Annotated in this window: 15 protein-coding genes; 8 read left to right on the top strand and 7 right to left on the bottom strand. The window is 34.6% G+C overall.

Annotation, left to right across the window (positions count from 1 at the left end):
* Nucleotides 1–5: 5 nt before the first annotated feature.
* The 5 genes from DM397_RS18420 to DM397_RS18440 form a co-directional block, all read right to left on the bottom strand.
* On the bottom strand, nucleotides 6–305 hold the full coding sequence (locus DM397_RS18420) for a hypothetical protein (RefSeq protein WP_111378923.1): 300 nt from the start codon (nucleotides 303–305) through the stop codon (nucleotides 6–8).
* 20 nt (nucleotides 306–325) lie between these two features.
* Nucleotides 326–658, bottom strand: coding sequence for a hypothetical protein (locus tag DM397_RS18425; protein ID WP_111378924.1), 333 nt, complete (start codon nucleotides 656–658; stop codon nucleotides 326–328).
* A 65-nt stretch (nucleotides 659–723) separates the two neighbouring features.
* The gene (locus DM397_RS18430) at nucleotides 724–3,177 is read right to left on the bottom strand and encodes a TonB-dependent receptor (protein ID WP_111378925.1); all 2,454 of its coding nucleotides are present in this window, start codon (nucleotides 3,175–3,177) and stop codon (nucleotides 724–726) included.
* A gap of 218 nt (nucleotides 3,178–3,395) precedes the next feature.
* On the bottom strand, nucleotides 3,396–4,637 hold the full coding sequence (gene odhB / locus DM397_RS18435) for a 2-oxoglutarate dehydrogenase complex dihydrolipoyllysine-residue succinyltransferase (protein WP_111378926.1): 1,242 nt from the start codon (nucleotides 4,635–4,637) through the stop codon (nucleotides 3,396–3,398).
* A gap of 96 nt (nucleotides 4,638–4,733) precedes the next feature.
* Entirely contained in the window at nucleotides 4,734–7,511 is a 2,778-nt protein-coding gene (locus DM397_RS18440) for a 2-oxoglutarate dehydrogenase E1 component (protein ID WP_111378927.1), read from the bottom strand.
* A 116-nt stretch (nucleotides 7,512–7,627) separates the two neighbouring features.
* Between DM397_RS18440 and DM397_RS18445 the strand changes: the two genes are divergently transcribed.
* Together DM397_RS18445 and DM397_RS18450 are read left to right on the top strand one after the other, a co-directional pair.
* Nucleotides 7,628–8,194, top strand: coding sequence for a hypothetical protein (locus DM397_RS18445; protein ID WP_111378928.1), 567 nt, complete (start codon nucleotides 7,628–7,630; stop codon nucleotides 8,192–8,194).
* Nucleotides 8,195–8,259: 65 nt separating this feature from the next.
* The gene (locus DM397_RS18450) at nucleotides 8,260–8,832 is read left to right on the top strand and encodes a hypothetical protein (protein ID WP_111378929.1); all 573 of its coding nucleotides are present in this window, start codon (nucleotides 8,260–8,262) and stop codon (nucleotides 8,830–8,832) included.
* A gap of 20 nt (nucleotides 8,833–8,852) precedes the next feature.
* Here DM397_RS18450 and DM397_RS18455 read toward each other — a convergent pair whose 3' ends face one another.
* Both DM397_RS18455 and DM397_RS18460 read right to left on the bottom strand, forming a co-directional pair.
* Nucleotides 8,853–9,206: a hypothetical protein gene (locus DM397_RS18455; protein WP_111378930.1), complete on the bottom strand. Its 354-nt coding sequence runs from the start codon at nucleotides 9,204–9,206 to the stop codon at nucleotides 8,853–8,855.
* A gap of 53 nt (nucleotides 9,207–9,259) precedes the next feature.
* On the bottom strand, nucleotides 9,260–10,234 hold the full coding sequence (locus DM397_RS18460; protein ID WP_111378931.1) for a polyprenyl synthetase family protein: 975 nt from the start codon (nucleotides 10,232–10,234) through the stop codon (nucleotides 9,260–9,262).
* A gap of 266 nt (nucleotides 10,235–10,500) precedes the next feature.
* Between DM397_RS18460 and DM397_RS18465 the strand changes: the two genes are divergently transcribed.
* From DM397_RS18465 to DM397_RS18490, 6 genes are all read left to right on the top strand, one after another.
* Nucleotides 10,501–11,022 (top strand): YceI family protein, encoded by a 522-nt coding sequence (locus DM397_RS18465; RefSeq protein WP_111378932.1) that lies wholly within the window; start codon nucleotides 10,501–10,503, stop codon nucleotides 11,020–11,022.
* A gap of 107 nt (nucleotides 11,023–11,129) precedes the next feature.
* A complete protein-coding gene (locus tag DM397_RS18470; protein WP_111378933.1) occupies nucleotides 11,130–11,729 on the top strand; it encodes a TetR/AcrR family transcriptional regulator in 600 nt (199 codons plus the stop codon).
* Nucleotides 11,730–11,822: 93 nt separating this feature from the next.
* Nucleotides 11,823–13,154 (top strand): TolC family protein, encoded by a 1,332-nt coding sequence (locus tag DM397_RS18475; protein ID WP_111378934.1) that lies wholly within the window; start codon nucleotides 11,823–11,825, stop codon nucleotides 13,152–13,154.
* 12 nt (nucleotides 13,155–13,166) lie between these two features.
* Nucleotides 13,167–14,234, top strand: coding sequence for an efflux RND transporter periplasmic adaptor subunit (locus DM397_RS18480; protein WP_111378935.1), 1,068 nt, complete (start codon nucleotides 13,167–13,169; stop codon nucleotides 14,232–14,234).
* A 92-nt stretch (nucleotides 14,235–14,326) separates the two neighbouring features.
* Entirely contained in the window at nucleotides 14,327–17,503 is a 3,177-nt protein-coding gene (locus DM397_RS18485; RefSeq protein ID WP_111378936.1) for an efflux RND transporter permease subunit, read from the top strand.
* 169 nt (nucleotides 17,504–17,672) lie between these two features.
* The gene (locus DM397_RS18490) at nucleotides 17,673–18,923 is read left to right on the top strand and encodes a TCR/Tet family MFS transporter (RefSeq protein WP_111378937.1); all 1,251 of its coding nucleotides are present in this window, start codon (nucleotides 17,673–17,675) and stop codon (nucleotides 18,921–18,923) included.
* Nucleotides 18,924–18,984: the final 61 nt, after the last annotated feature.

Consider the following 18,984-nt stretch of genomic DNA (forward strand, 5'->3'; position numbering starts at 1 on the left):
AAATATTATTGTGCCGTATTATAGGTTTGACCTAAGTAAATGAAAAGACAAAAAAGTAGAGACAGCAGAATGTAAATTCCCCAAATTTTCCAGCCGCTTTTGGCTAAAAAAGCAATAATCATTAAGGCCACCCAAAGAATAAAACCACTGAAAGCCATTGTGATTAAAATATCTTTTCGGCTAAACCAAGCCGCTAGAGCCAAATGAAAAGTAACAGAAACAAAGTATCCGCCTAAAATTGCAGCAGTAATTTTGGAAAAACGAGGCCAAAAAGAAGGGTTTAGATATTTTGGATTTGCTGGCATATTGTAATTTAATGTGGATTTTAGTTGTAATAAAATTCAGTTGTGGCAATAAAAATCAGTAGGGCTAAAAGTAACTTGCTGTTTATTTTTTTTAAAGGAGTAAGAATAATGATTAAGCTTCCAACAGTCATCAGCTGAATGAAAAACATTAAAGTGCCACAGCCTAAAGATTGTGTGAAAAGCCACATTGCGTAAGCAGAAAGCAAAAGCATTAAACCTACGATTTTTGTTTGTTTTGGATTTCTCTGCATCCATTTTTCAAAACCTAAATCATACGACAACACTGCTCTTTTCGAAGTATAATACAGTGTGTAAAAAGCTAGGAAAACGATAAGACTGGCTATTGTAATCATAATCAATAAAAATTTGAAAAACACCTTTCTAGTCAATTTAGAAAGGTGTTTTTAGTTATATTTTATTAGAATTTGTATGTAAAACTTGCAGCGAAAGTTCTAGGATCTTTTGGATGCACTGTTGACCATCCGTCATAGATTTCTTTATTCGCAATATTGTTTAATTTTAATGTTATACCGAATCTGTCCGTGTTGTAAAACAGAGAAGAGTTAAGTACAGTATATTCTGGAATTGTAAATGTTCCTGAAACTGATCGGTTCATGATTTTGTTGTCTCCAACATAATTTCCTCCAAATCCTACACCAAATCCTCTCAATAATCCATTAGTAAATTTATAGCTTGCCCATAAGTTTGCTAAGTTGTAAGCTCCTGCACTTTCTGGTCTGAATCCTACAAAGTCAGCATCTCCTTTAGTTAGAGTTGCATCATTATAGCTGTAGCCAAGAATAATGTTTAAACCAGTAATTGGGTTAGCAATAAATTCTGCTTCAAAACCTTTATTGTGCTGCGCACCGTCTTGGAAGTTTGTTACATCGGTTGCATTTGGTCTAACGCTATAAACCATATTCGAAACTTTAATGTCGTAGTAGCTTAAAGTAGCGTAAATTTTATCTTTAAAAATATTCAATTTTGTACCAAATTCTATTTGGTTAGCATGTTCAGGATCAAACGTTACAGGTGTTCTTACTGTTCCATTTACATTTTCGCCTGGTGCTACGTTTGAAAAACCATTCATGTAGTTTGCGAAAATAGACACTTTATCAATGATCGGCTGGTAAACCAATCCAAATTTTGGAGATAAAGAAGTCTGATTGTAGTTGTCATCGTCAGTTGAAACATCTCCACTGTTTATAAAACGATCTGCACGTAAACTTACCATTGCAGAAAGGGCAGGAGTGAAGTTAATTACGTCAGAGAAATAAGCGCTGTAAACTTCTTGTTTTGTTTTACTGTTGTTTCTTGGAGCGTTTCCTACAATGGCATCAGATCCAGCTTTTGTTAAATCTCCTGTATCACCATTTGAAGGTCCAAAGATTGCGTTGAAAGATGCTAAATCGTCTCCAATATAAACATATCCATTTCCAAAGTATCCTGTACCGCGATCAAGTCCCACTCTATTGTAGTAATCTAAACCAACAACAAGTCTGTTTCTTAAATTTCCGATTTTAAAATCACCAACGAAGTTTTGTTGTATGTCAAAAGTGGTGTTTTTGTTGTCTTGGTAATTGAAAAATCTTGCCAAAACAATACCTTCTTTAATAGAAGAAAATGCCTTATTGCTAGTTCCTTCGTATAGATATGCATAATTACCAGTTGACTTAGCATTACTTGTAGAGAAAATAGTCTGAGAAGTCCATTGACTAGAAAGCTTATAATTCATTTGCGCCTGAATATTGTAAGAAGGCGTTTTGATTGTTAATTCGTTACTTGTATAAGAACGATTGTTATCGTATTTTAATTCAGCAATATTATGAACTCGTAACGGATTTGCTCTGTCTAAAAACAACATGGTTGGGTTTGTTGTTTCATTACTCATGAATTCTGTATTTACTAAGAATGATAATCTATCATTCACTTCATAAGATAGCGATGGCGCTACAAAAAATGATTCTATAAAACCAGCATCTTGAAAACTTTCTTGTTTATTGTATGCTGAGTTAACTCTGAAGTTAAGTGTTTTTTTGTCGTTAAGCGAAGTGTTAAGATCTACAGTTGCACGGTTTAGTCCGTAGCTTCCTGCTGTATAGTTTACTTCTCCGCCAAACCCTTTGTAAGGTCTTTTTGTAGTGGTATTAATTAATCCTCCATATGAAATCAAGCTACTTCCAAATAAGGTTCCAGAAGGTCCTTTAATAATTTCAACTCTGTCAATATTTGCAGGATCTAAACTACCGTTTGTTAAACCTGGCACACCATTTACAATAGTTGCTTGAACAGGAAATCCTCTTAGTGAGTAGTAACTTGCTCCATCTCCTCCACGGCCTGTTGAAGCCCAAAGTTGTGTAACACCAGGTGCATTTTTTAAAGCGTCATCAAATGTTGTTACTACTTGTTCTTTTAGAACTCCTCCAGTAATTGTGGTATAAACTTGTGGGTTTTCAAGGTTTTTAAGAGGTAATCTTGAAACTTGTTGGTTGTCTTTACGTACGAAACTATTTTTACGACCGTTTACAACTACTTCTGTTAATTCTTCTGAATTTGAAGTAAGATTGAAATTTTCAGTTAATTCTTGTCCTTCGGTAATGGTAATCTTTTTTTCTGATGCATTATAGCCAACAGCCGAAACTTTTAATGTGTATGTTCCTGGCTTAACATTTTTTATTTTGTAATTACCTTCTTCATCGGTAGTTGTTCCAAACCTCGTGCCTTTTAATGCTAAAGAAATCCCTTCAGGAGATTCATTATTATTTAAAGATATTTTTCCTTTTATAGTTGCTTTTTCTTGTGCTGTAATTGTATTTCCAATCAATAAGAAAAAACAAAAAGTTAAGAGCGAAATCGTAAATTTTAATTTCATTTTTATTTAGAATTAATTTTGATAGTGCAAATTTAATTGTTGGATAGCAACTAAACAAGTTATTCTTATTTATTCTAAATTAAATAGTTTTTCAAGGTTAAAATTTTCATTTATTTAAAAAATTAACATCTTAAGACAATCTTAAGCTAATTTTAAGCAAAAAAAAGCCTGTTCTAATGAAAGAACAGGCCTTTGTATTATCGAAAATTACTTAAAAATTACAACTCTAAAGCACGTTTAGCGTCGCCATTCATTAATAATTCTAATGGATTTTCTAAAGCTTCTTTTACAGCTACTAAGAAACCAACAGACTCACGTCCGTCGATGATTCTGTGATCGTAAGAAAGAGCAACGTACATCATTGGGTGAATTTCAACTTTTCCGTTTACAGCAATCGGACGCTCGATAATGTTGTGCATTCCTAAAATTCCTGATTGAGGAGGGTTGATGATTGGAGTAGATAACATACTTCCGAAAACACCACCATTAGTGATTGTGAAAGTTCCTCCAGTCATATCGTCAACTGTAATTTGACCATCACGAGCTCTTAAAGCCAATCTTTTGATTTCAGCTTCAATTCCACGGAAAGTTAAGTTCTCAGCATTACGAACAACAGGAACCATTAATCCTTTTGGTCCAGAAACTGCGATAGAGATGTCGCAGAAATCATATCCTACTTTGTAATCTCCATCGATCATTGAGTTTACATCTGGATATAATTGAAGCGCTCTTGTTACCGCTTTTGTAAAGAATGACATGAAACCTAAACCTAAACCACCATGTTTAGCTTTGAAAGCATCTTTATATTCGTTACGGATATTGTTGATTGGCGTCATGTTTACTTCGTTGAAAGTAGTAAGCATAGCTGTTTCATTTTTAGCTGAAACTAATCTTTCTGCTACTTTACGACGCAACATAGATAATTTTGTACGTTCAGTTCCGCGGTTTCCTCCAGTTGGAGTTCCCATTGAAGCTACAGCTGTTGCATTTACTGCATCATCTTTAGTGATTCTTCCGCCTTTACCAGTTCCTGTTACAGAAGCTGGAGCAATATTTTTTTCGTCTAATATTTTTCTTGCCGCTGGAGATGGAGTTCCTGCTGCATAGCTTGTAGCTGCTGGAGCTTGAACTGGCTCTGCTTTTGGAGCTTCTGCTTTTACTTCTGCCTTTGGAGCCTCAGCTTTTGGGGCTTCTGCCGCTGGAGCGCTTCCTGCTGGTTTAGCAGCATCTGTATCAATTAAACAAACTACAGCACCTACTGCAACTGTATCACCTTCTTCAGCTTTTAGTGTAATTACACCGCTCATTTCAGCAGGCAATTCAAGAGTAGCTTTATCTGAATCAACTTCAGCAATAGCCTGATCTTTCTCTACATAATCTCCGTCTTTTACTAACCAAGTTGCAATTTCAACTTCTTTTATTGATTCCCCTGGTGATGGGACTTTCATTTCTAAAATCATCTTGTTTTTGTTTAAGGTTTTTATGGTTTCAAGTTTCAAGTTTCAAGTTGTTGCACTTGAAACCGAAACATGAAACTTGAAACAATTATTTTTTAATTATCTAAATAAGTTTTTATCGAATACCATTCTAATTGCATCTGCGTGACGGCGTTTAGCACGTGTATAACTTCCAGATGCAGGAGCAGAGTATGCTTTTAATGAAGCCAATCTCCATTTTACAAGATCAAAGTTCATTAACATAAAGCTGTAAGCTCCCATGTTTTTAGGTTCTTCTTGTGCCCAAACATAATCATCAGCATTTGGATATTTTGCAATGATTTCTTTAATCTGCTCAACTGGGAAAGGGAATAATTGCTCAATACGAACAACTGCAACGTCTTTTCTTCCGTTGTTTTCTCTTTCTGCAGTTATATCATAGTAGAATTTACCAGTAACGAAAACTAGAGTTTTAACGTCTTTTTTGTTTACTGTAGTATCATCAATTGTTTCTTGGAAACTTCCGTTTACTAAATCTTCTACTGGAGATACACATCTTGGGTCACGAAGTAAACTTTTTGGAGTAAATACAACCAATGGTTTACGGAAATTCGTTTTCAATTGTCTTCTTAATAAGTGGAAGAAGTTAGCAGGAGTTGTACAATCTGCAACATACATATTATGTCTTGCGCAAAGCTGTAAGTAACGCTCCATTCTTGCAGAAGAGTGCTCAGCACCTTGTCCTTCGTATCCGTGAGGTAATAAAAGAACGATACCGTTTTGGTTGTTCCATTTATCTTCACCACAAGAAATATATTGGTCAATCATAATTTGAGCTCCGTTAGAGAAATCTCCAAATTGTGCTTCCCAGATTGTTAAAGCTTTTGGACTTGCTAATGCATATCCGTAATCAAAACCTAAAACTCCATACTCAGATAAGTGAGAGTTGTAAACATTAAAGTTTCCTTTTTTGTCTTCAAGGCTATTGATTAAGATTACTTCTTCTTCAGAATCTTCAACTTTAACTACAGCGTGACGGTGAGAGAAAGTACCTCTTTCTACGTCTTGTCCAGAAATACGAACATCAAAACCTTCTTGTAATAAAGATCCGTATGCTAAATGTTCTGCCATTCCCCAATCTAAAAGATTAGTTTCGAAGAACATTGTTTTTCTGTCGTTGATTAATTTTTGAATTTTACTGATGAATTTTTTGTCTTCAGGTAAATTAGAAATAGCATTTGCAATCTGAGTTAATTTTTCTTTTGGATAAGAAGTATCAACTTTTTGAAGCATTTGCGTGTCTGTAACTTGTACAAAACCTTCCCACTCGTTTTTCATGAATGGAGTAATGATAGTCAAATCTTTTTTACGAGAAGCTTCTAAGTTCTCCTCCAATTGAGATTTGTATTGTTTTTCTAAAGCATTCACATAAGAAGCATCAATTACGCCATCAGAAAGTAATTTCTCTGCGTAGATGTCTCTTGGGTTTTTATGTTTAGCAATGATTTTATATAAAACAGGCTGCGTAAAACGTGGTTCGTCACCTTCGTTGTGTCCGTATTTTCTATATCCTAATAAATCGATAAATACGTCACGTCCAAACTGCATTCTGTAGTCTAATGCAAAAGATACAGCGTGAACAACAGCTTCAGCATCGTCAGCATTTACGTGTAATACTGGAGAAAGCGTTACTTTGGCAACGTCTGTACAGTAAGTAGAAGAACGAGCGTCTAAGTAGTTTGTTGTAAAACCAACTTGGTTGTTGATCACGATATGAATTGTTCCGCCAGTTTTGTATCCGTCCAATAAAGACATTTGAATGATTTCATACAAAATACCTTGACCAGCAATAGCCGCATCACCGTGAACAGCGATTGGCAATACTTTTGAAATATTTTCTGGGAAATGTCTTTCTTGTTTTGCTCTTGTAATACCTTCAATTACAGCTCCAACAGTCTCTAAGTGAGAAGGGTTTGGTGCTAAGTTGATGTTGATGCTTTTTCCAGATCTTGTTTTTCTGTCAGCAGTAAGACCTAAGTGGTATTTTACGTCACCGTCAAAATATTCTTGATCGTAATCTTTTCCGTCAAACTCACCAAAAATATCTTGAGTAGATTTTCCGAAGATGTTTGCCAAAACGTTCAAACGACCACGGTGAGCCATTCCCATTACGAATTGTTCAACACCTTTTTCAGCAGCTTGCTCGATCAAAGCGTCAAGAGCTGGGATGATAGATTCTCCACCTTCTAATGAGAAACGTTTTTGTCCAACATATTTAGTATGAAGGAAATTCTCAAAAGAAACAGCTTCGTTTAATTTATTTAAGATCGTTTTCTTTTCGTCAGACGAGAAGTTCGGCTGATTCGTATTTACAGATAATTTATCCTGAATCCATTTTACTACATTAGGGTTTCTAATGTACATGTACTCGATACCGATATGCTGGCAGTAAATAGCTTTTAGACGATTTACGATATCTTGCAAAGAAGATGGCGCCATTCCGATTGTTTGAGCTGCATCAAAAACAGTTGAAAGGTCTGCTGTAGATAATCCAAAGTTCTCGATATCCAAAGTTGGAGATGAAGTTCTACGGTCACGAACAGGATTTGTTTTCGTGAATAAATGCCCGCGCGTACGGTATCCGTCAATTAATTTAAGAACGTTAAATTCTTTCTTTAGTTTTTCAGAAATCTGACTGTAATCTGTGTTATCGCTAGTCACGTACTCAACGATCGTTTGCACCGGATTTTCGTCATTATAAGTCGTTTGCCCAAAGTCAAAACCTTGAAAGAAACTTCTCCAGCTAGGCTCAACGCTGTCTGGGTTAACTAAATATTGATCGTATAATTGTGCAAAAAACTCAGTATGCGCTGCGTTTAAAAATGAAAACCTATCCATAATATGAGTGAATATACTTTTTGTTATATAGAAAGGCAAAAGTACAACAATCGCATTTATTTAAATCTTTTTTTTACGTACTTTTACGTAAAAATTTGTTAAAATAAACGTTAACTATGAATAAAATTCAATTTTCAATCGATTTCAGATATTTTTTTGTGATTTTGGCGGTCTTGTTTTCAAGTTATAGTATTGCGCAGCAAAAATATGTCATAGACAACAGTAACCATTTTTGGGAAAAAGTTCAATTTGGAGGAGGTTTAGGTCTCGGGTTTGGTTCAGGATACACCAATATTTCTGTAATGCCAAGTGCCATTTATAATGTTAACGAAATTGCAGCAGTTGGAGCAGGTCTTCAATTTGGCTATTTATATCAAAAAAATTATTACGAATCTTTCGTTTGGGGAGGAAGCCTTATAGGTTTAGTAAATCCAATCCCCGAAATCCAGTTGTCAGCTGAATTAGAGCAAGTAAGAGTCGATAGCCAATATGAAGCAGGATATGATATTTATGGTCGTTATTATCCTTCCTATTCAGATAGTTATTGGAATACTGCACTATATCTAGGAGCAGGTTATAGAACAGGAAATGTGACTATTGGAGCACGTTACGATGTCTTGTATGATCCTAATAAAAGTCTTTATGGCTCTGGATTTATGCCTTTTGTGAGAGTTTATTTCTAAAGATGCTATCCCGATAGCTATCGGGACTGAGATGCTAAGATTCTAAGGTTTTTTAAAGCGAAAATTTGAAGAAAGTTATTTTTATAATTACGGCAATTGTACTTTTAAGCTGTAATAATTCTAAGAAGTCCGATGTCAATAGTGAAAAGGTTGCAAAAAAGGAATTGCGACCTTTTTTTGATGCAAACATAGTTGATCATTATTATTTGAATTTTTCAGATGATGATTATTATGGATTAGTCCGTAAGGATAATCCAAATGCAAAAGAAAGAGAGTTAATTGATATTTATGAGTTTGATTATCCAGAAAGTATTCCAAAAGTTGATTTTGAGAAAACTTTATTAAATCATAGTTATAAAAAATCAAAATTATCGATTAAGAAGCAAAAGGAAATCGAAGATATATTTAGCGAAAAAGATTCGTTAATGAAAGATGGATATGCCTGCAGTGCTCAATATCGAGATATCTTTATTTTTAAAAAGAAAGAAAAGACAGTGGGTATAGCTAAGATTTGTTTTGAATGTGGCCGTTTCCAAATTATTGGAAGTAAAATTGATACCCAGTATTTTGGGCTTTTTGAGGAATTAGATAAATTGCATAATATCGTTCGTCCCAATGAAAAAACCTTAGAACCTTAGCATCTCAGTATCTTAGAACCTTATTTATAATAGTTGCGGAACCACACCTTCTGCCATTCCCTTTTCAAAATCAAGAAAGCAACTTGTTCAGCCAAAATAACTAAATCAGAACCATCTAATTGTTTGATTTCATTTTCGGGAACGTCAATGATGTAAAGTAGATTTAAATATTCAGCAAATTTGTACTGAATCATTCTGTAGACTTTTTCGTGAAGCTGAATTTTTAATTCATCTGGCGAAATGCTTAACGGAAAATCGATTCCTTCATTTGCTAAATTAAAATCTTTATTAAGCTGTTCAATAAGACTAAGGTATAAAGTCTCTGCTTGCGCTTGCGCTAATAATGATTCGGTATTTACTGGTGCTACAAACATGTGATTTTAGATTTTAGATTGCTGATTTATGATTGTAGATTTTTTCCTGAATACTAAACTTTACGTCCCATTAAATTCTCGCCAAATGTTCTTAGAATATCCTTTTTTTCAGAATTAATATCCATTTTTTCTAAGGTTTCAAAGGCTTTTAAAGTATACATTTCAATAGCTTCTTGCGTGGCGCGTGATGCTCCAGATTCGTTAAAAATGGTTTTTGCCGTTTCTATTTTTTCTGAATTATCTTCTAATTGTAACGTGAATAATTTTTCTAATGCTGAAGCTTTTTCCTCAGTAGAAAACTCTAAAGCTTTTAGATATAAATAGGTTTTTTTGTTTTCAATAATATCGCCTCCAACTTGTTTTCCAAAAGTTTCTGGGTCACCAAAAGCATCTAGATAATCGTCTTGAAGTTGGAAAGCTAATCCTAAATTTAATCCGAAATCGTAAATTAAATCTGCTTCTTTTTCAGAAGTTTTAGCTACAATTGCGCCCATTTTCATGGCAGCGGCAACCAAAACAGCTGTTTTGTATTCAATCATTTTAAGATATTGAGGAATGGTAACATCTTTACGGTCCTCAAAATCTACATCCCATTGCTGTCCTTCGCAAACTTCAAGCGCTGTTTTGCTGAATAATTTGGCAAGGTTTCTAAAAACAATCGGCTCATATTGCTCAAAATACTGGTAAGCCAAAATCAGCATGGCATCTCCCGAAAGGATTCCAGTGTTTAAGTCCCATTTTTCATGCACAGTAACTTGTCCTCTTCTTAAAGGCGCATCGTCCATAATATCATCATGAACTAGCGAAAAGTTATGAAAAACTTCAACCGCCATTGCTGCCGGAAGCGCAATCGAATAATCAGTATCAAAAACCTCTGCGGCCATTAAAGTTAAAACTGGACGAATGCGTTTTCCTCCAAGTCCTAAAATATATTCTATAGGTTCGTAAAGATTTTTAGGTTCTTTATGTATGTTTTGGCTTTGTAGATAATTGATAAAAAAATCCTGGTACTGACTTATATCGTGCATAATAAATTCTGATTTCGCGGCTCAAAGATACAATTCAAATATGAATTTCTAAGGATGAAATGTTAAAAGCGTATGAATCACTTTAAACAGGCTTTTAATCCGTCTCATTTCTAAGATGTTAAAATTTTTCATAAAAAACTTGGAAACTTTTTTGGTATTCAGAGTTTCCTGTCTATATTTGCAGCAATAAAATGGAAACTAAGAACACTGTAAAAGTTTCCATGAAGAGTTTTAATGATTCTTAAAATCAATTAAATCAGCTATTTATGAAAACAAAATGGACCTTAGATTCTAGCCAATCAGATGTTTTATTGAAAATGAGACGATCAAGAACTGCTTATTTGGGAGGAGACTCAAATAAATTTGATGGGTATGTAAATATTGAAGATAATGAGATTGAAGACGCTTCTGTCGAATTCTCATTAGATATCAATAACAAAAATGAAAGTTTCCAATCTATAGATGCTTATTTACAGCTTCAGGATTTTTTTGAAGAAGATGAGCACCCAATTATCAGTTTCAAATCGACATCGTTTCAAAAAGTAAATCAGAACATCAATTTTTTTAAAGGAGATTTAACTATAAAAGATATCACCAGAGTAGTTGAATTGGATGCTGAATTTCTAGGGGAAAATATTTATAACGGAGAAAAGAAAGTGGCTTTTGAAATCAAAGGAAACATCAAACGTGAGGACTTTGGTTTAGATTACAGTTCTTTCAACCACGCTTCGGGTGCTGCTTTAGGTAAAGACATTAAACTTATAGCAAATTTAGAATTTAGCATATAAATCTTACCAAATCAATAATTTGATGTAAAATTATTACAAATTAACAGGAAACTATTTTTTTAATTTTAGTTTCCAAAGTATATTTGTGATGCAATCGAGAATTTAAAATGAAAGAGAAGATTATAGCAAAAGCAAGCGAGTTGTTTTTAAAGCTTGGTTTTAAGAGTGTTACAATGGACGATATTGCAGGCGAAATGTGTATTTCGAAAAAAACGATTTACAAGTATTTCTGCAATAAAGAAGTTTTGATTGAAGAAAGCACTTCGCTGGTTCATGGCCAGGTACACGAAATCATGGATACCATTATTGCAAAGAATTTTAATGCTATTCATGAGAATTTTGAGATTAGAGAAATGTTCCGCGACATGTTTAAAAATAACATTGATACTTCGCCAATTTATCAGCTCAAAAAACATTACCCTGAGATCTATCAAAATATTCTTTCATTCGAAATTGATCAATGTACACAGATGTTTAGAGAAAATATTGAAAAGGGAATTCGTGAAGGTCTTTACAGAAGCGATTTGAATATAGAGGTTTATGTGAAGTTTTATTATACACTGGTTTTTCATATAAACGAAAACACCGTTTCTGAAAGCGAAGCACAAAGAATTGAGCTGGAAGCATTAGAATATCATACTCGCGCAATGGCAACTTTAAAAGGAGTAGAGGAATTAGAAAAGCAACTAAAAAGAATAAATAATTAATTCATCCAAATATATTCAATCGTCATTATTCTGAGTGAGGATGGAAAATGGCGGTACTATCTCAAAATTTAAAAAATAAATATTTAACTACTTATGAAAAGAATCCTTCTTATATTTTTGTGCACCATTGGCTTGTCTGTCAACGCACAAACCACTTTAACCCTGAAAGACGCGGTCAATTATGCGCTTCAAAATAAAGCCGATGCTAAAAAAGCAAAGCTTCAGGTAGAGAATAGTGAGTATCAGATTCAGGAAATACGTTCGAGAGCTTTGCCACAAATTAGTGCAAACGGAAGTTTAACGTATAATCCGGTAATTCAGACTACAGTTATCGACGGTGCAGGTTTTGGACAGCCAGGAACTACAATTCAGGCAGCATTTGGACAGAAATGGACTTCAACTGCAGGGCTTTCTTTAACTCAGGCATTATTTGATCAATCTGTTTTTACAGGTTTAAGAGCTGCAAAAACGACTCGTGAGTTTTATCAGATAAATGATCAATTGACAGAAGAACAAGTTATTGAAAGAGTTGCAAATAACTATTATTCAGTTTATGTACAAAAAGAAAGACTTATTCTATTAGATAGTAACTATGTAAATACAGAAAAAGTTCGTGATATTGTTCAAGGGCAGTTTAATAATGGTTTAGCTAAAAAAATTGACTTAGATCGTATTATCGTAAAAATGTCTAACATTGATACAGATCGCCAACAAGTTAAAAATCAGATCGAATTACAGGAAAATGCATTGAAGTTTTATATGGGTATGCCTATCGAAACTCAAATCGTTATGCCAAAAGAAGAATTTGAAGTTGTACCAGCTGCTTTAACACAAGAGCCAAATATTGAAAACAGAACAGAATATTTGCTTTTGAAAAAACAAGAAGAACTTTTAGTATTCAATAAAAAAGCGGTTGAAGCAGGTTATTATCCTACACTTTCATTGTCTGCAGGTTACAATTATATTGGACAAGGACCTGAAATGCCTTGGTTTGCAAAACCAGAAAAAGGAGTGTATTGGTCAGATTTCTCTGCAATTGCTTTAAACTTACACGTGCCAATCTTTACAGGTTTCGGAACTCGTGCAAAAGTAAGACAGGCTGATGTTCAAATCAGAGAGTTGCAAGAAGACATTAAAGACACAAAACTTTCTCTTGATTTAGATTATAGAAATGCAATGGCTCAGATTAATAATAATCTTGTGACTATTGAAAATCAGAGAGAAAATATGCGTTTAGCGTTAGAAATTTTAGGAAATACCAAAAACAATTATCTTCAAGGTTTAGCATCTTTAACCGATTTGCTAGACGCTGAAAATGCATCACTTGAAGCTCAAAATAACTTTACAAGAGCAGTTTTAAATTATAAAATTGCCGAAATATCTCTAATCAAATCGAAAGGCGAACTTAAATCTCTTACTAAATAACAAATTATTACAATGAAGAAAATAATTATAACAGTCGTAATCATAATTGTAGCTTTTTTTGGAGTTAGCTACATTTTAAATAAGAACAAAGCAGAAAACGAAGCGAAAACTGCAATTGTAGCAGAAAAAAACGCAGCAGTTTCTGTAAAAGTGGCTACAGTAAAAACAGAAGATGTTAACTTAGGTTTTACTGCAAACGGAAACTTCGCACCAATTCAGGAATTGACTTTCTCTGCTGAAAAATCTGGAAAAGTAATTAGTGTTTTAGTTAAAGAAGGTGACTATGTAAGAGTAGGTCAAACTCTTTTAACTGTAAGAGGTGATGTTATCAATGTAAATGCTCAAGCAGCTGAAGCAGCATATCAAAATGCAAAATCTGATTATGCTAGATATGAAAACGCTTTCAAAACTGGCGGAGTTACTAAACAGCAATTAGATCAAGCAAAATTAGCTTTAACTAATGCTCAATCTAACTATACTCAAGCTAAAATTAATGTTGGAGATACAAGAGTAAAAGCTCCAATTAATGGATATATCAATAAAAAATATATCGAACCAGGATCTATTTTAGCTGGAATGCCTGCAACTGCTTTATTTGATATTGTAAATGTTTCTAAATTAAAATTGACGGTTACAGTAAACGAAACTCAAGTTGCTAGTTTAAAATTAGGACAAACTGTAGACATTACAGCAAGTGTTTATCCTGATAAATCATTTAGCGGAAAAATTACTTTTATCGCTGCAAAAGCAGATGCTTCTTTAAATTTCCCTGTTGAAATTGAAATTACAAACAATGCTAACAACGACCTAAAAGCAGGTATGTACGGAACGGCAAACTTTGGTGCTAAAAGCCAAAAGCAAAACTTGAAAGTGGTTCCTAGAAATGCATTTGTTGGTAGTGTGAGCAGTAATGAAATTTTTGTTGTAGAAAACGGCGTTGCTAAATTAAGAAAAGTAGTAGCAGGAAGAATTTTAGGAGATAAAGTTGAAATCATCAATGGTTTAAATGACGGAGAAACTGTAATTGTTACGGGTCAAATCAACTTACAAGACGGAAATACAGTAGAAATTATTAAATAATTGTACCGCTTTAAGTGGTAAGCAATAAACTTTAAGCCTTCCAAAAATGCCTAAAGCCTACAGCGTATAGCTTATAGCCTAAAACAAAATATATGAAATTAGCCGAAATATCCATAAAACGTCCGTCGTTGGTAATTGTATTGTTTACAATTCTGACACTAGGTGGATTGTTCAGTTACAGCCAATTAGGCTACGAGCTGATCCCAAAATTCGAAACCAACGTAATTACGGTTTCAACTGTATATCCTGGAGCTTCTCCAAGTGAGGTTGAAAATACAGTGACAAAGAAAATTGAAGATGCGATTGCGTCTCTTGAAAATATCAAAAAAATCGATTCGAAATCTTATGAGAGTCTTTCGATTGTATCGATCACATTGACTTCAAACGCGAATGTTGATATTTCGATGAATGATGCTCAACGTAAAATCAACGCGATTTTGAGTGACTTACCAGATGATGCAGATCCACCGTCATTGACTAAATTCTCTTTGAGTGATTTACCAATTATGACGCTTGGCGCGAATGGTAAAATGGACGAAGCAGCGTTTTACGATTTGATCGATAAAAAGATTGCGCCAGTTTTATCTCGTGTACAAGGGGTTGCTCAGGTAAACATTATTGGTGGTCAAGAGCGTGAGATTCAGGTAAACCTTGATGCAGTAAAAATGCAAGGTTACGGACTTTCAGTTCCGCAAGTGCAGCAAACTATTTTAAGTTCTAACTTAGATTTCCCAACGGGTAATATTCAAACTCGTAACCAAAAAATCTTAATCCGTTTAGCGGGTAAATATAAAAATGTTGACGAATTAAGAAACTTAGTGGTTTCTTCTCAAAACGGAATTCAAATTCGTTTAGGAGAAATTGCAGATGTTCAGGATACACAAAAAATCGCAGAGAAAATTGCGCGTGTAGATCAAAAAAGTGCAATTGTACTTCAAATTGTAAAACAATCAGATGCTAATGCCGTTGCGGTAAGTGAGCAGTTGATTAAAACAATTAAAACATTAGAGAGCGATTATAAATCGGCTCAATTAAAATTAGAAGTAGCAAAAGACAGTACTGTCTTTACTCTTGAAGCAGCAGATTCTGTTGTACACGATTTATTGATTGCGGTTATTCTGGTAGCATTCGTAATGTTGTTCTTTTTGCATAGTATTAGAAACTCATTGATCGTAATGGTATCTATTCCAGCATCTTTGATTGCGACATTTATTGGAATTTATTTGTTAGGTTACACGCTTAACTTAATGTCTTTACTTGGTTTATCTCTTGTGGTTGGTATTCTTGTGGATGACGCGATTGTGGTATTGGAAAATATTTACCGACACATGGAGATGGGTAAAAGCCGAATTCGTGCCGCTTATGACGGAACTGCCGAAATTGGTGCAACTGTAACTTCGATTACTTTAGTAATTGTGGTGGTGTTCTTACCGATTGCAATGAGTACAGGATTGGTATCGAACATTATTACACAGTTCTGTGTTACGGTAATTATTTCTACAATGTTCTCATTATTGGCTTCATTTACAATTATTCCGTGGTTATCATCACGTTTCGGAAAATTGGAGCATATTGAAGGTAAAAACCTTTTCGGAAAAATTATTCTTGGTTTCGAAAGCTACTTGACTCGTTTTACAAACTGGGTATCAAACTTACTTAACTGGTGTTTAGATCACTACATTAAAACAATGGGAGTTATCCTTGTAATGTTCTTTGGTACAATCTTCTGGTTAATGGGAGGTGGATATATTGGAGGAGAGTTCTTCGCATCATCTGATAGTGGTGAGTTCTTAGTACAAATTGAGATGCCAAAAGATGCTTCGTTAGAGCAAACTAACTTTATGACGCAAAAAGCAGAAGCTTTCTTAAAAGGAGAGAAATATGTTTTCAGCCAAATTACTACAGTTGGTCAAACCAGTGAAGGTTTAGGAGCTGCTCAGGCAACTGCGTACAAAGCGGAGATTGACGTTAAAATGATCGATCAAAAAGATCGTACAGATGATGCCAACGTATACGCTGCAAAAGTAAAACGTAAACTGGAAAAAGTTTTAGTTGGAGCAAAAGTAAAAACAGTTCCTGTAGGTATCTTAGGTACTGCTGAGGATGCAACTTTAGGTTTGATTGTAACAGGTCCAAACGTAGAAAGCGCCATGAAATTTGCTAAACTTGCCGAAGCAGAATTGCGTACTATTCCTGGAACAACTGAGATTAAATTAACAGTTGAGGACGGAAACCCTGAGATCAACGTTCAAGTTGATAGAGATAAAATGGCTGCGTTAGGATTAACACTTCAAACAGTTGGTTTAACCATGCAGACAGCTTACAGTGGTAATACAGATGGTAAATTTAGAGCTGGTGAATACGAGTATGACATCAACATTAAATACAACGAATTTGATAGAAAAAACATCACAGACGTTAGTAACTTGATTTTCATCAACAACGCTGGGCAGCAGATTAAATTAAACCAATTCGCAACAATTACAGAAGGTTCTGGGCCAAGTAAATTGGAGCGTAGAGATAAAACAGCTTCTGTAACTGTACAAGGTCAGAACGTTGGGGTTCCAGCAGGAACAATCGTTCAGCAATGGCAAGCAAAATTAGATAAATTGCAAAAACCAACAGGAGTTAATTACATCTGGGGTGGTGACCAAGAGAACCAATCTGAAGGATTTGGTACTTTAGGAATCGCATTATTAGCCGCTATTATTTTGGTTTACCTTGTAATGGTTGGATTATATGACAGTTTCGTTCACCCGTTTGTCGTATTATTTGCTATCCCACTTTCGTTCATTGGAGTTTTATTTGCACTGGCATTAACAAACAATACCTTAAATATCTTTACCATCTTAGGGGTAATCATGTTGATTGGTCTGGTGTGTAAGAATGCGATCATGCTTGTCGATTATACCAATCAGAGAAGAGCAGCTGGAGAATCAATTAGAAATGCCTTGATTCAAGCAAACCACGCACGTTTACGTCCGATCTTGATGACAACAATTGCGATGGTATTTGGTATGTTCCCAATTGCATTAGCATCTGGAGCAGGAGCAGAATGGAAAAACGGATTGGCATGGGTAATTATTGGAGGTTTGATTTCTTCATTATTCCTTACGTTAATTGTGGTTCCTGTAATCTATGATATTATGGAGAAAATCATTAGAAAATTCTCTAAAGGTGAAAAAATCGACTACGAAGCAGAAATGCATGCTGATTATACACCAACAGAATTAAGTGAAGATGGTTTTAATCCTAAACATACTCATTAATAGTTTTAATTTTTGATAGTGAAATTCCGAGCCCGAATTCGGAATTTCACAATGAAAAATCCCAGATTCCTCCAAATTGGAATTTGGGATTTTTTTATTGTGAATTAAAAAGATCGTATTAAAAAATGTCAGCTTTTTCGTTTATTTGCATCACCTTACAAAAATTATTATGCTACAAAAAGATAAGTCAGCAGCAATTGGTTTTATTTTTATAACCATGTTAATAGACATTACAGGATGGGGAATTATTATTCCTGTAATACCAAAATTAATCGAAGAATTAATTCACGGAGACATCAGCGAAGCCGCAAAGATTGGAGGCTGGTTGACTTTCGCGTATGCGATAACCCAGTTTGTATTTGCTCCCGTAATTGGAAATTTGAGTGATAAATTCGGAAGAAGACCAATTATCTTAATTTCTCTTTTCGGATTTTCGTTAGATTATCTTTTATTGGCATTTTCGCCAACCATTATCTGGCTTTTTATTGGAAGAATTATCGCAGGTGTAACAGGTGCTAGTATTACAACCGCTTCGGCTTATATTGCCGACGTTAGCACAGCTGAAAACAGAGCAAAAAACTTCGGATTAGTAGGCGCTGCTTTTGGGTTAGGGTTTATCATCGGCCCCGTTATTGGTGGACTTTTAGGGCAATATGGATCTCGAGTTCCTTTTTATGCAGCCGCAATTTTGTGTATGGTGAATTTTCTTTACGGATTTTTCATTTTACCGGAATCACTTAAAAAAGAAAACCGCAGACCTTTTGATTGGAAACGTGCCAACCCAATTGGAGCTATTTTAGGATTAAGAAAACATCCAACATTAATTGGTTTAATTGTCGCAATATTCCTCTTGTATGTAGGTTCTCATGCTGTGCAAAGCAACTGGAGTTTCTTTACCATTTATCAATTTAATTGGGATGAAAGAATGATCGGAATCTCGTTAGGAATAATCGGATTATTGGTTGGAGTTGTACAAGGAGGATTAGTTCGTTACATCAATCCGAAAATAGGAAATGAGAAAAGCATTTACATTGGTTTAGCATTATATACCATCGGAATGCTATTGTTTGCTTTTGCAACAGAAAGCTGGATGATGTTTGTGTTTTTAATTCCATATTGTCTTGGCGGAATCGCTGGTCCAGCTTTGCAATCTGTTGTTGCAAGCAAGGTAGCACCAAGTGAACAAGGAGAAATTCAAGGAACTTTAACCAGTTTAATGAGTGCTTCTTCGATTATTGGCCCGCCAATGATGGCCAATACATTTTACTTTTTCACTCATGACGATGCGCCGTTTAAATTTGCAGGAGCACCTTTTATTTTAGGAGGAGTTTTAATGTTATTGAGTACAGTTGTAGCTTATTTTTCGTTGAAAAAACATGCCGTTCCAAAAATAGAAATTAATCAGCAAGAAATAGAATAAAATAAAGAGCCTTCATTTGAAGGCTTTTTATTTGGAATTTGGATTTTTGTTATTGGAATTT

This window comes from Flavobacterium nitrogenifigens (genome assembly GCF_003254565.1).
Lineage (GTDB): Bacteria > Bacteroidota > Bacteroidia > Flavobacteriales > Flavobacteriaceae > Flavobacterium > Flavobacterium nitrogenifigens.